The sequence below is a fragment of the Acidovorax sp. genome (genome assembly GCF_027492855.1).
In the GTDB taxonomy this organism is placed as follows: Bacteria; Pseudomonadota; Gammaproteobacteria; order Burkholderiales; family Burkholderiaceae_C; genus Acidovorax.
The window spans coordinates 25,634-38,071 of record NZ_JAPUDY010000077.1; the positions used below are offsets into that span (position 1 = coordinate 25,634).

Consider the following 12,438-nt stretch of genomic DNA (forward strand, 5'->3'; position numbering starts at 1 on the left):
AGGAAAACGCCATGCTGGACACCGTGAGCGCCTGGGTCCAGCAGGCAGGGCACATCGCCGTGCTCACTGGCGCCGGGGTCAGCGCCAAATCGGGCGTGCCCACCTTCCGCGATGCGCAGACGGGCTACTGGGCGCAGTTTCGGCCCGAAGACATGGCGACAGAGGAGGGCTTTCGCGCCCACCCGCAGCGTGTATGGGACTGGTACCAGTATCGGCGCGAGCTGCTGGCCGGTGTGCAGCCCAACGCCGGGCACCATGCACTGGCCGCCTTTGCGCGGCAACATCCCGGCAGGCTCATGCTGATCACGCAAAACGTCGATGGCCTGCACCAGCGTGCGGGCAGCACCGGCGTGTTGTGCCTGCATGGCGACATCTTTGAAGACCGCTGGCTCGACACACCCCGGAACTGCTGCTGGGTAGAGCACGCCGTGGCAGGCCGCCCTCCGTATTGCGACCGTTGCGGCAACCTGTTGCGGCCCGGCGTGGTGTGGTTTGGCGAGCCCTTGCCATGGGCCACGCTCGACGCCGCCCAAAGCGCCGCCGCGCAGTGCGACCTGATGCTGGTGGTGGGCACAGCGGGTGCGGTGTACCCGGCGGCGGGCCTGGCGCACCAGGCCCGGGCTGCGGGCGCACGTGTGGTGGTGCTCAACCCTGCGCCCAGCGAGCTGGATAGCGTTGCGCACACGCTGCTGCGTGGCCCGGCGGCGACGCTTCTGCCGCAACTGCTGGGCGGCTGACACCGCTGGCCATGATGGGCTTGCGCGGGCCGTGGTGTGCTCCGTGGGCTCGGTGAAAACCCCAGATTTCAGGCCATTGCAGCGGCTTTTGTCGCGCAGTGGACTGCGGGGAAGTGTGTCAGCCAGTAGCCTGCGCCACCTTTGTTCTATTCGCCCTGCACACCATGAGCCGTCGTCAATTTCTCTTGCGCGCCACCCAAACTGCCGCTGCCGTTGGACTGCCCGCCTGGGCCTACAACTCCCTGGCGGCTGAAGAAGCGCTGACCTCCCGGTCCATCAACCTGGGTTGCTCGATTGCGCTGACCGGGCCGCTGGGCCAGGCCGGCATTGAACACATGGCAGGCATAAAAGCCGCGTTTGCCGAGGTGAACGCCGCAGGCGGCGTCTATGGCCGCGAGATCCGGCTGGAAGCGAAGGACGATGGCTATGTGGCCGCCCGCACGCTCAAGAACGTGACCGGAATGCTGGAAGCGCAGTCGGTGTTTGCGCTCATCTCGCCGCTGGGTACGGCCAACACCGCGTCCATCCTGCCGCTGGTCGAGTCAAAGGGCATTCCCACCGTGGGGCCGGTGACTGGCGCCACCTCGCTGCGCGCGCCCGAGAACCGCCATGTGTTCTTCCTGCGCCCCACCTACCGCGAAGAGACCGAGCGCCTGGTCCGGCAGATCGTGGACATGGGCCTCAAGCGCATTGCCGTGGTGTACCTGGACAACCCTTTCGGCAAGGAAGTGCTCAAGGACATGGTCCGTGCGCTGGATGAGATCAAGGTCGAGACGGCGGGCGAGTTTGTGCTGGCCGTGGACGGCAAGAACGGAGCCGAACTGGCCGACAAAGTGGCCGCCGAACGCCCAGGCGCCGTGCTGCTGGCCACCACCGGCACGGCCAATACGGCATTTGTGCAGGCCTTTCGCGCCAAGGCCCAGGGCGTGCCGTTGGCGGGTCTGTCGGTCACGGTGATCTCGTCCGAGATGCCCAAGCTCGCCGCATCCACGCGGGGCCTCGCGCTGGTGCAGGTGTTCCCCGATGCCAATTCGCAAAAATCGGTGGTGGTGCGCAAGTTCCAAAGCACCATGAAGGCAACGGGCGGCGACGCAGCCTACCTCCACAGCGGCAGTGCGCTGGAAGGCTGGCTCAACGCCCAGATCATGATCGAAGGCCTGAAGAACGCAGGCAAGGAGCCCACGCGCGAACGCCTGCGCGCAGGCCTGGCGGGCATCCGCTCGCTGTCATTCGGCGACTTCAGCGTGGGTTTTGGCAACAAGGCGCCCTACATCGGCTCGGACGCCATCTATCTGGCCGTGTACGCTGAAAACGGGCGCCGGATCAGTTGAGGATGGAGCCGGGGTGTTGAGGCCTCACCGGTCAGGTCGGCAGTCACCGCAAATGCGCTTGCAGCAAGGCCCGCAGGCGCAAGGGGCGTAGCGGCTTGCGCAGCACCAGGAAATCCGCCCCGGCGCTGGGCAGCATCTGCACGTCTTCGCCCGTGATGAGCAGTCCCAACTGCAACTGCGGCAGGCGGGCGCGCGCCTCGCGCAATACGGCCAGACCGTCTTGTTCGCCAGGCAGCCGCCAGTCGCTCAACACCACGTCAAATGCAGTGCCCGCCATGGCAACACTGGCCTCCTCACCTGTGCGGGCGCCCGTGGCCGTCAGCCCCCATTTCGCCAGAAGCTGCAGGAGCGCGTCGCGCACGGCGGTGTTGTCTTCGACCACCAGCACTTTGCCAGACAGTTGCGCGAGGGGCGTTGCAGATTTGTGGAGGGACGATGACCCCGCCTCGGGTTCGGCCCTGGGTAGTTCGACGGTGAATGTGGTGCCGCGTCCGACGGTGGAGCGCAGCGACAGCGGGTGCCCAAGCAATACTGTCACGCGCCGGACCGTGGAAAGCCCCAGCCCGGAGCCACGGGTCGGTTCGCGTTCAGGGTTGTTGAGTTGCACGAATTCTTCAAAGATGCTCTGGTGTGCGTGCTCCGGAATGCCGATGCCGGTGTCGATCACACAGACGCGGACGACATCCGCCTTGCACCTGCGCACCGCCAGCAGCACGCCACCAGAGGCGGTGTAGCGTATGGCATTGGCGATCAGATTGGACAGAACGCGCTCCAAAAGCGTGGCATCGCTGAGTGCCCAGGCCGATGTGGGATGCACACGCAACTGGAGTCCTTTCTGGCGTGCGCTGCCTTCATACATCCAGGCCAGCCGGGACAGGAGCGGTTGCAGGGCGAAGCTGCGCGGATGGGGCGTGATCTGGCCGCTTTCCAGCCGCGACAGGTCCATCACCACCTCCAGCAAACCATCCAATGAGGTCATGCATTCATTCAGGCGTGCCAAGGTGGTTGGGTCTGTGCGCCGTCCGCCTTCCAGCACGCTCAGATAGAGTCCCATGGCCTGCAATGGCTGGCGCAAGTCGTGGCTGGCCGCTGCAAAGAAGCGTGACTTGGCCTCGTTGGCCGCCTCGGCCTGGGCGCGCTTTTCGTCCAGTTCGCGCATCAGGTTCTCGTTGAGCAGACGGGTGGTCATGTCGTTGTGGAGCGTGCGCGCAAAGCGCAGTCCGGCCATGACGAGAGTGACCCATAACAGGCAAGCAAACACTGCACCAAACAACTGGTCACCACCGCCAAAAACAAACAACTGCAACCCCAGTCCCAACAGAATGGGCGTGAAGGAGGCCCACATAGCGGGCGGCCAGCAGCAAAACTGGGCCATGGAACTGGCCGAGACGATGGTGGCCAGCGCCAGAATCATGAAGATCAGCGTGTTGTTCCCCGTCTCGACAATGGGGTAGCCCCAGAACGCCACCACCAATGCCGACATGCCCGTGCGCCAGGTGAAGGCGCGTAGCCATTGACGGGTGTTGGCGGTTTTTTGCTGCAGCTCGCGGCTGGCACGCCGCACGACGATGAAGCGATCAATGCTGATGCAATAGAGCACCACTGCTGGCGCCAGGGCTGGCACAAGGCCAATATAGGGTGCGGAGAGCCAGGCGATCAAGGCCGGGCCGATCATGGCGGTGATCAGGGTGGTGCGCATCCCGGCGACCAGCAGGGTGAGTGCGCGCAACTCCAGTTGCCGACGTTGCGCCGCATCCGAGACCTGCACAAACATGCTGTCCGCTGTCAGCATGAGCTGCTGCGACAGCGGCGGTTTTTGCGTATCGTTTTCTTGTGCTGGGGCTTCAGAGTGCATCTTGTGGCGGCGTGGCATTGGCCATCATCACGGCTTGCAGCCGGTTGGTGGCCCCCATCTTTTCGAAGATCGCGTCCAGATGGTTTTTAACCGTGGCGGGTGATATGCCAAGGTTCTGTGCAATGACTTTGTTGGTGGCGCCCGTGGCAAGCAGTTGCAGTACTGACCACTGGCGAGCGGTCAGTCCGTATTGCTGTGTATTTGCATCCTGTAAGGCGCTGGCCTCGATGGATTCGCAAAACACAGTTTCACCAGTAGCAAGCAATTGCAGAGACTCGATAAGGGCATCTACTTCCAGCGCCTTGGGCAGATAGGCCACCAGCCCTGCATCGCGCACCCGTGCGGGCAGGCTGGCGTCGTCAATGCCTGACATCAGGCCAAAGCTCGCATTGCAATGCCGCAAGCGCAGGCTGAGCGCACAGCGCAATCCATCGGTGCCCTGCAACCGATAGTCCAGCAGCACCAGATCAAACACCTGCGATTCGTCCGAGAGCAATTGGTCAGCCTCTTCGGCGGAGGACACCGCCTGTACCCGCAGGCCCGGCGCGCGGCTTTGCAACGCCATGACGAGGCCGTCTCGAAACAGCGGGTGGTCATCGACCAGTAGCAGACCAAAGTCGTCAAGCGCATCCACGGCAGCAATCCTCTCTCTGAGTGAAGGACAGCATAGCGCAGCGAGCACTCAGGCCCCATAGGCCGGTTGGCCCATTTGACCTTGTGGGCGGATGCATGCTTTTTTTGAGCTTCATTGCGCCAACCGTGATTTACCGCACACCGTTAGCCCGAATGGCCTATGGACCCACCCGTGAGCAGGTTTGACACTTGGCGCCCACAGATCAAGCGGTTGCAGGGTGCGCCGCCGAGACCGTTGAAAGGGTTCGTGTGTATGCAGAAATTCTCAGCCGTTCCAATGCGCGTGCCGCACCGATTCCGCGCGATGAATGGGGTAGGCCTGCGTTTGGCAGCGCTCTTGGCCGCTTTGCTGGCGAGCGCACCGCAGGGTGCGTGGTCCTTTGAGAAAACGGAAACCATGCATTCGGGCGCTGAGCGCACGGCGGCGCCGGGTGCGTGGCAAGGGCGCTGGGATGTGACGCGCGACCATCCCGCCATCCGCACGCGGGCCGGTGCATTGGCATTGCAGCTTGACATCGAGCATGACCGAGGCAACCCGGTGCCGCGCGTGCAGTGGCTGGCGGACCGCGCCCTTTGCGAATCGCCCGGTGCATCGCCCTGCGAATGGGTAGGCAGCCGTGGCATTGCGGCCTCTGCGCGTGTGGTGGGCGGGCACCTGCTGGTAGTGCTGCAGGTGTCCGCCGACGACAGCGACCCCATGGTGGTTTGGTTGGAGCGCCCTCAGCAAGGTCGGTCTGCGGTTGGCACCTTGATCAGCGCCAAGGGCGATCTGGCGTATGCGCTGCAGGCGCAGCGGCCCTGAGCGGCCCTGAGCGGCCATTGCATCTCAATGCATCTCATCTTTCATTCATTCATTCATTCATTTCAGGAGGTAGTCCCGATGTACCTATCCAACGATTTTTCGACAGGAGCTTTGCGGCTTTCCGCGCCCAAGGCCACGCTGGCCTGTGCAGCAGTCCTTGCGCTGGCGGCCTGTGGCGGCGGCAGCGAACCATCGGGCTTTGCCATCAGCGGCCAGGTGTCGGGGCTGACCGCGCCCGGCCTGGTGCTGAGCAACAACGGCGCCGACGAGGTCACGCTGGCGTCCGGGGACTCCCGCTTTGTTTTCCCCACACGGGTTGCCGCCGGGGCGGCCTATGACGTGAAGGTGAAGAACCAGCCCGGCGGGCTGGCGTGTTCGGTGACCCAAGGCGTGGGCAATGCCCAGTCCGACGTGACGGATGTGGCCGTGGCTTGTGCGCCGCTACCCTCTCTTCCCGGTGGAGGAGGTGGCGGCAGTGGGGGCGGAAGCGGGGGCGCGGGTGGCGGTGGTGGCACGGGCGGACCGGGGCCTGGGGGCGGAACCCGGGTGGGCGGCGCGTCGGAGTGCTTCAACCGCGCGCTCATCACTCCTGGCACTACCTACCAATGGGACATGCAGGGATTGGTGGCCGGGAAAAGCATGGCCTGGCTGGATGCGGCAACGCTTGTTGGCGGCGCGACCTTTGAGGGAACCTCCGGGTTGGTTGAAACCCGCCGCACCCTGACCATGGAGCTGGATGGAAGCCCTCGCATGGTCCAGAACATCCGCGACTACCTGCGGCTGGACGAAACGGCGGGGCCCGTGGTGGTGACGTACGGCATCCAGTCCGAGATGACACTGCCAGGGGGCGCGGGCACCATGGGCGTGCGGTCTGTGTTTGCGCCTGCTGCCCGTCATCGCGACTTCACGCTGGGCGTAGGCGAAAGCTACACCTACACCAGCACGTCGGTAAACACCACCACGTTTGTGGGCGTCGAAACCACCGAGACGACCACGGACAGTCATAGCGTGGCCTATCTGGGGCAGACCCAGATCACGGTGCCCGCTGGCACATTCACAGCTTGCCAGTTCCGCTCGCAATTTGCAGAGGGCCCCATGGACAGCTACGTGGCCAAGGGCAGCGGCTTGCCGCTGGTGATCGTGGGCAATGACGGCGATGGAAACCGCGTGCGCTTTGAGATGCGTGCCAGCTCACGCATCAACGGTGTGCCCGTGGCCCAGTACCACGGCGGGTTCTGAGCCATGGTGATCGCTGTGCGCCCATCGCTTTGGCTGGTTGGCATGCTGGCTGGCAGCCTGTGGATGCCGCTTGCCGCCAGGGCCGACTCGCTCAACGAGCTGGCTTGCGCGGCAGGCGTGCACTGCGCTGGCCGCATCACGCCGCAAGACGCGCAAATCGTTCTGAACATCACCCAGGAAGAGGCCCAGTCGCGGTTCATCGACGCCAGCCAGGATTGGGATGCCGCCGTGTGGCGCTGCGCGGCAGGGGGGCGCACCTGCGGTGCCATCAGCCAGACCGAAGCGCAGATACTGATCGGTCTGCCCGAGGCCGCCTACGGCCCAGCCGAGCAGCTGCGCGATCGCGGGCCTGTGGCATCGATCTCGCAACCGGCTACGCCATCACGTACACAGGTACAACGCGCTCCTGCTGAGGCGCGCAAGCCCGGCATCGTGGTGGAAACCTCGCCAGAGCCTGGCACTGGTGGCTACCGCGAGGTGCCTGTGTCCGAAGGCGGCAATGGCGCCAGCACGGGTGACATCCAGCCCCTGGACGGTGTCTGGACCTTGACCACCGGGACGCCGAAAGCCGTGGGCTGCATGGCTGGGGTGGCCCAGTCGGTGGCGCGCGGCATGCCGGGGCCGCAGAGCGGGCCGGTCAGCTTCGAGAAGCCGTTCAACGCCAGGCAACTGATCAAGAACGACAAGATCGTCTGGAAACGCCTGGGCCCCAACCACTACAGCGCGCAGCTTGCAGCCACCAGCACCGCCATGGCGATGGCCTACGACATGCGCGTAGCCAGCCCGTCGCGGATCGATTGGCAGTCCATCGTCACGGTGCGTATTCCGGGCCAGCCGGTTTGCACCATCACAACGCCGCTGACCTATGCGCGCCAAGGTTCTTGAGCGTTCACACATTCACCCACTATTTCAACAGGAGGATCGTCCATGAAAACAATGTCTTTATTGGCCGCAGCCGTGCTCGGCTTCGCAAGCACCTTGGCACCCGCGCAGGCGCAGAACGCCCCCGCGGTACCCACCGGCCCTGGCACCACCATGCTGGTGCTGGACGCCTCGGGCTCCATGTGGGGCCAGATCCAGGGGCGCGCCAAGATCGAGATCGCCCGCGAAGCGGTGGGCGCGATGCTGCAAAACTGGCCGCGCAACCAGCAACTGGGGCTGATGGCCTATGGGCACCGTAGCAAGGGCAATTGTGCGGACATCGAGCTGCTCAAGCCCCCTGCAGTGCTGGATGCCGCCTCCATGCAGCAGGCGGTGAACGCATTGCAACCCAAGGGCATGACGCCCATTTCCGCCTCGGTGCGGATGGCGGCGGAGCAGCTCAAGTTCACCGAGCGAAAGGCCACGGTGATTTTGGTGAGCGACGGCGAGGAGACCTGCCATGCCGACCCCTGCGCCCTGGGCGCCGAGCTGGAGAAGTTGGGCGTGGATTTCACCGCGCATGTGGTGGGCTTCGACCTGCCGCAGGGCAAGGCCCGCGCCCAGTTGCAGTGCCTGGCCAAATCAACGGGCGGCCGCTATGTAGAGGCCCGCGATGCCGCCGAACTCAACAAGGCCCTGGGTCAAATGGCGCAAACAGCCCCTGTGGCCCCCGCAAAGCCCAAGGTGGTTGGAAATCTCAAGCCTGCGAAGGGCTGCATGCTCTACGACCAGGACAACTTCAAGGGCGAAAGCGTGCTGCTTGGCGAGAGCGGCTACGACAACGAGATGCCCGCAGGCTGGGAAAACCGCGTGCGTTCGCTCCGGTGCAGTGTGCGGTCCGGGCTCTACCTCTACATCGATCCGAACCGCGAAGGGGAGTACCTGATGATCGAAGACGGTGGAGAGCGGAACAACCTGGGCGCGGTGGCCAGCTCGTACATCTACTTCGGCACCTTTGCCGAAGAAGAGGATGTGATGCCGGAAAAGAAGTGATACCTGAGTGGCGCCTGCGTGAGGGCTGTACGCCCTTGTCGATGTTTATCTCCGTCAGTTTCTACTGACTGGAAATCACCTGGAGGATACCTTGATGACCACAACCCTTAACCGTCCCAATCACCTGCGGACTCTGGCAGGCCTGACCGCCCTGGCTGCCGCGCTGGCTGGCTGCGGCAAAAACAACGACATGGTGGGCGCTGCGATGGCGCAGCCCGCAGCGGCCCAAAAAGGCGGCACCAGTCAGACGCCCGATGGCAACACCCTGCGCCTGCAAGGCACCATGCAGGTGGATGCCGGGCAGGGCGAACAGGCGCTGCAGTCGCATGCCACCGTGGTGGATGCCAAGCTGGGCGAGAAGACGGCGGCCCGCCTGGGAACCGCCGAGGGCCAGAAGTCCGTGGCGGACGCCAATGCCCGCGTGGGCGGCAAGGGCGGGCCTACGGCCACATCCAAGGACGTGCAGGACATGGCCAACGCCATGGCGGGCCGCACCGTGTACACCAGCCAGGCCATGCACCTTGAGATCATCAAGAGCTACGCCATCACGCTCGACGCCAAATCTCCCGCTCAGCCTGGGGTGAGGATGCAGCTGAGCTTGACGTTCTCGGACAAGGACATGAAGCCCACGGGCGGCAAGGTCCAGTTCTACCCCGACAGCGCCAAGTCCAGGGAAAGCTATATGAAGAAGATCCAGCCCTCGGACGTGACCATCGGCAAACTCGAACGTAAGGATGACAACACCTTTGTGATCTCGGGCAGCTTCAAGGCTACCGACCTGAAGGCGGGTGTGCTGGCCAAGGCGCTCAAAGGTAAGACGCTGGCCTCGGTGTCTGGCCGCTTCGACTTTCAAGAAGTGCCAATCCGTGGTCAGTAGCAGCGTTGCCCGGTTCCTTTCGCACCCACACGCCATCCAACCCGGAGACCCCCATGACCCATCCCCATGACAACGCCACCTCCGCTGATCCCTCGGTAGCACCTGCTGCGGGCGGCAGCACCGCATCTGGCCAGACCACCGCACAGGGCCTGCTGGAGCGCGTGCTGGCCATTTTGCTCAAGCCCGGCGAGACCTGGCAGGCCATCGACCGCGAACCCGGCTCCATCGGCGGCATCTACCTGGGTTACCTTGTGTTCTTGGCCGCCATTCCCGCCGTGGCGGGGTTCATCGGCTACAGCCTGGTGGGGGTGGGCGCGTTTGGCATCTCGATGCGCGTGCCCATCGTGCAGGGGCTGGTGAGCATGGTGGTGGGCTATGCACTGTCGCTGGCCATGGTGTTCGTGATGGCGCTGGTGGCCAACGCGCTGGCGCCGCGCTTTGGCGGCCAGGCGCAGATGCCCAAGGCGTTCCAGCTCATTGCCTATGGCGCCACGGCTGGGTGGCTGGGCGGCGTGTTCAGCATCTTGCCGTCGCTGTCTATGCTGGGCGTGTTGGCCGCGCTGTACTCGGTGTACCTGATCTACCGGGGCGTTCCTGTGCTGATGCGCGTGCCGCAGGCGCGGGCCGTGGGCTACACGGCGGCGCTGATTGTCTGCGGCGTGGTGGCCGCCCTGGTGGTGGGGCTGGTGACTTCGCTGATCACACCGCGCCCTGGTGGCCTGGGCGGCAGCATCGGAGGGCTGGGCAGCGGCTCGGACACATCGGGCGCCAGCATCAGCCTGCCGGGCACCGGCATCAGCATTGACACGGCCAAGGTCGAGCAGGCCACCCGCCGCATGGAGGAAGCCCAGGCGCGCGGCGACACCCAGGCGGCAGGCCAGGCCATGGGCGACGTGATGAGCGCCGCGCTGGGCGGTAAGGGTGGCAAGGCCCTGCCGCCCGAAACCCTGCGCGCGCTGCTGCCCGAAACACTGGGCGGCATGCCCCGTACGGCGGTGGAAGCGCGCAGCGAAGCGGCCATGGGCCTGCAGTTCACCAACGTCAGCGCCGAATATTCGCAAGGCGAGCGCCAGATCGAGGTGCGCATGCAGGATATTGGCGCAGTGCCCGCGCTGGCCATGGGCATGGCGGGCTGGTCGCAAAGCACGGTGGACAGCGAAACCGCCGAAGAGGTCGAGCGTGTGTACCGCCGCGACAACGTGGCCTACAAAGAAAGCTACCGCAAGGACGGCACCAGCGCCAGCCTGCTCATGCTGCTGCCCAACGGCGTGCTGCTGGAGACCAATGGCAACCTGCCCATGGCGGATTTGCAGACTGCGCTGCGGGCGGTGCCGGTGAGCCAGTTGGCTGCGCTCAAGCGCCCGTCTTGAGGTGCATCTTCACTACACCCAGCCCAGCGCCCCCAGCACCGCGCCCGCGCCCAACATCCACAGCAGGTGCAGCTTGGTGCGCCACACCAACACCACAGTGGCGGCGCTCAGCAGCCACAGGGGCCAGGCCGTGGCCGGGCTGCCGTGGGCGCGGGCCAGCACCCATGCGGTGGCCAGCAGCAGGCCGATCACCACTGGCGCCATGCCTTGCTTGAAGGCGCGCACGCCCCTGCGCTCGCGGTTGCGGTGGCCCCAGCGCGTGGCCAGCCAGGTGAGCAGGCTGCTGGGCAGCATCACGCCCACCATACACACCGCCATGCCCAGGGCGCCCAGCAGCCAGCCGCCCATGCCGGCGCCGCCTGCGTTGATGCCCACGTTCCAGCCCAAGAGGGCGATGAACAGCACATTGGGGCCGGGTGCGGCCTGGGCGATGGCAATCGAGGCGTTGAACTGCGGGTCGGTCAGCCAGGCCTGGCGCTCGACCAAAAAGCGGTGCATGTCGGGCGCGGTGGCAATGGCGCCGCCCACGGCCAGCAGCGACAGCGACATGTAGTAGAGGAAGAGGTTCAGCCAGTCGGCGGGGCTGAGCGCCAGCACGGCATTGGTCGCAGTGGCGGTCATGGCGCGAGCTTTCTCCAGGTGAGCAGGCAGGCCGCGCCGCCCACCACCGGCAGGGTCCACAGCAGCGGCCAGCGCAGCACCACCATGGCCACGATGGTCAGCGCGACGAAAACCACGCACAGCGGGCGCCCCAGCGGGTGCTTCTTGATCGAGGCGAAGAGCTTGATGCCCACCCCCGCGATCAGCCCCGCCGCCACCGCGCCCATGCCGCGAAGCGCTCCGGCCACGGCCGGGTGGCTCGCGAATTCGGCATAGATCACGGCCAGCGCCAGCACCAGCACCAGCGGAAACGTCAGCATGCCCGCCAGCGCCGCAAACGCGCCGCGCAGCCCGAAGTAGCGGTCGCCGATCATGATGCTGAGGTTGACCACGTTGGGGCCGGGCATGATCTGCGCCACCGCCCAGTCCTCCACGAACTCCTCGTTGGTCATCCAGCGTTTTTTCTCGACCAGCTCGCGCTGCACCACGGCCAGCACGCCGCCAAAGCCTTGAAGGGCCAGCCAGGTGAAAGACCAGAACAGATCGGCCGGGCTGCGGGGCCGGGGGGCAGGGTTGGTGGATGGGGTGGGCAGATCGGCTGCGGCGGCCATGGTGAATTTTGGTCAAATTGGCCGCTACCGCTTGTATATCAAGCGCAAGCAGCTATCAAATCAGGAGTATTTGGTAGGCCGCCGCAGTGCACTGGCCATGCGCGGCGCCTGCACGCTATGTTACGCGTGCCGGGCGCGGCGGCCCCGCTGGGGAGCTTCACACTTTTACCCCAGCTTGCCGCGCAGCAGATGGTCCTTGGTGCGCCACCCGGCTTCCTCGGGGGTGTCCACCTTGAAAAGCGTCAGGTCCGCCTGGCTGGCGTGTTTGACGCGATAGACCTTGAAGCTGGCCTGCTTTGCATAGGCCACCATGAACCACACAGCATCCCCGCTGGCCTGCGTGGGGTAGGCCACCTCATGCCAGCACAGGTCGGCCAGGCTTTTCTGGGCCACCTCACACACGCGGGCGTCGGCCTGGTGCTCGTATTTCACTTCCAGTATCTTGGCCATGGCGTCCTTTGAAAACGGG

At 65.2% G+C, this 12,438-nt stretch carries 13 protein-coding genes; 8 read left to right on the forward strand and 5 right to left on the reverse strand.

Going from position 1 to position 12,438, the window contains the following annotated elements; translation table 11 throughout:
• Nucleotides 1-11 precede the first annotated feature (11 nt).
• Nucleotides 12-737 (forward strand): NAD-dependent deacylase, encoded by a 726-nt coding sequence (locus Q0105_RS15440; protein WP_298213019.1) that lies wholly within the window; start codon nt 12-14, stop codon nt 735-737.
• Nucleotides 738-901: 164 nt separating this feature from the next.
• Nucleotides 902-2,068, forward strand: a complete 1,167-nt coding sequence (locus Q0105_RS15445) for an ABC transporter substrate-binding protein (protein WP_298213020.1) — start codon at nt 902-904, stop codon at nt 2,066-2,068.
• A gap of 43 nt (nt 2,069-2,111) precedes the next feature.
• On the opposite strand, the gene Q0105_RS15450 is transcribed toward Q0105_RS15445, so the two are convergent.
• Nucleotides 2,112-3,923 carry a hybrid sensor histidine kinase/response regulator gene (locus Q0105_RS15450; protein WP_298213021.1) on the reverse strand — a complete coding sequence of 604 codons (1,812 nt, stop codon included), beginning with the start codon at nt 3,921-3,923 and terminating at the stop codon, nt 2,112-2,114.
• Nucleotides 3,913-4,557, reverse strand: a complete 645-nt coding sequence (locus Q0105_RS15455; protein WP_298213022.1) for a response regulator transcription factor — start codon at nt 4,555-4,557, stop codon at nt 3,913-3,915. The genes Q0105_RS15450 and Q0105_RS15455 overlap by 11 nt, the downstream gene beginning before the upstream one ends.
• 396 nt (nt 4,558-4,953) lie before the next feature.
• On the opposite strand from Q0105_RS15455, the gene Q0105_RS15460 reads away from it, so the two are divergent.
• From Q0105_RS15460 to Q0105_RS15485, 6 genes are all read left to right on the forward strand, one after another.
• Complete coding sequence (locus tag Q0105_RS15460) at nt 4,954-5,358, forward strand: hypothetical protein (RefSeq protein WP_298213023.1); 405 nt, start codon at nt 4,954-4,956, stop codon at nt 5,356-5,358.
• Between the two features lie 78 nt (nt 5,359-5,436).
• Nucleotides 5,437-6,597, forward strand: a complete 1,161-nt coding sequence (locus tag Q0105_RS15465) for a hypothetical protein (RefSeq protein WP_298213024.1) — start codon at nt 5,437-5,439, stop codon at nt 6,595-6,597.
• Nucleotides 6,598-6,600: 3 nt separating this feature from the next.
• On the forward strand, nt 6,601-7,482 hold the full coding sequence (locus Q0105_RS15470) for a hypothetical protein (protein WP_298213025.1): 882 nt from the start codon (nt 6,601-6,603) through the stop codon (nt 7,480-7,482).
• Between the two features lie 42 nt (nt 7,483-7,524).
• Nucleotides 7,525-8,511: a VWA domain-containing protein gene (locus Q0105_RS15475; RefSeq protein ID WP_298213026.1), complete on the forward strand. Its 987-nt coding sequence runs from the start codon at nt 7,525-7,527 to the stop codon at nt 8,509-8,511.
• A 94-nt stretch (nt 8,512-8,605) separates the two neighbouring features.
• Nucleotides 8,606-9,388, forward strand: a complete 783-nt coding sequence (locus Q0105_RS15480; protein ID WP_298213027.1) for a hypothetical protein — start codon at nt 8,606-8,608, stop codon at nt 9,386-9,388.
• A 53-nt stretch (nt 9,389-9,441) separates the two neighbouring features.
• Complete coding sequence (locus tag Q0105_RS15485; protein WP_298213028.1) at nt 9,442-10,758, forward strand: Yip1 family protein; 1,317 nt, start codon at nt 9,442-9,444, stop codon at nt 10,756-10,758.
• 12 nt (nt 10,759-10,770) lie between these two features.
• Here Q0105_RS15485 and Q0105_RS15490 read toward each other — a convergent pair whose 3' ends face one another.
• From Q0105_RS15490 to Q0105_RS15500, 3 genes are all read right to left on the reverse strand, one after another.
• Complete coding sequence (locus Q0105_RS15490) at nt 10,771-11,379, reverse strand: chromate transporter (protein ID WP_298213029.1); 609 nt, start codon at nt 11,377-11,379, stop codon at nt 10,771-10,773.
• Nucleotides 11,376-11,969, reverse strand: a complete 594-nt coding sequence (locus Q0105_RS15495) for a chromate transporter (protein WP_298213030.1) — start codon at nt 11,967-11,969, stop codon at nt 11,376-11,378. Before Q0105_RS15495 ends, Q0105_RS15490 begins: the two co-directional genes overlap by 4 nt.
• A 165-nt stretch (nt 11,970-12,134) precedes the next feature.
• Entirely contained in the window at nt 12,135-12,419 is a 285-nt protein-coding gene (locus Q0105_RS15500) for a DUF6150 family protein (protein ID WP_298213031.1), read from the reverse strand.
• Nucleotides 12,420-12,438: the final 19 nt, after the last annotated feature.

Excerpts from the sequence above, each read along its gene's own strand:
- Q0105_RS15495 (WP_298213030.1), bottom strand. The coding sequence starts at position 11,969 with ATGGCCGCCGCAGCCGATCTGCCCACCCCATCCACCAACCCTGCCCCC.
- Q0105_RS15450 (WP_298213021.1), bottom strand. The coding sequence starts at position 3,923 with ATGCACTCTGAAGCCCCAGCACAAGAAAACGATACGCAAAAACCGCCG.
- Q0105_RS15500 (WP_298213031.1), bottom strand. The coding sequence starts at position 12,419 with ATGGCCAAGATACTGGAAGTGAAATACGAGCACCAGGCCGACGCCCGC.
- Q0105_RS15465 (WP_298213024.1), top strand. The coding sequence starts at position 5,437 with ATGTACCTATCCAACGATTTTTCGACAGGAGCTTTGCGGCTTTCCGCG.
- Q0105_RS15480 (WP_298213027.1), top strand. The coding sequence starts at position 8,606 with ATGACCACAACCCTTAACCGTCCCAATCACCTGCGGACTCTGGCAGGC.
- Q0105_RS15475 (WP_298213026.1), top strand. The coding sequence starts at position 7,525 with ATGAAAACAATGTCTTTATTGGCCGCAGCCGTGCTCGGCTTCGCAAGC.
- Q0105_RS15460 (WP_298213023.1), top strand. The coding sequence starts at position 4,954 with ATGCATTCGGGCGCTGAGCGCACGGCGGCGCCGGGTGCGTGGCAAGGG.
- Q0105_RS15490 (WP_298213029.1), bottom strand. The coding sequence starts at position 11,379 with ATGACCGCCACTGCGACCAATGCCGTGCTGGCGCTCAGCCCCGCCGAC.
- Q0105_RS15485 (WP_298213028.1), top strand. The coding sequence starts at position 9,442 with ATGACCCATCCCCATGACAACGCCACCTCCGCTGATCCCTCGGTAGCA.
- Q0105_RS15470 (WP_298213025.1), top strand. The coding sequence starts at position 6,601 with ATGGTGATCGCTGTGCGCCCATCGCTTTGGCTGGTTGGCATGCTGGCT.
- Q0105_RS15440 (WP_298213019.1), top strand. The coding sequence starts at position 12 with ATGCTGGACACCGTGAGCGCCTGGGTCCAGCAGGCAGGGCACATCGCC.
- Q0105_RS15445 (WP_298213020.1), top strand. The coding sequence starts at position 902 with ATGAGCCGTCGTCAATTTCTCTTGCGCGCCACCCAAACTGCCGCTGCC.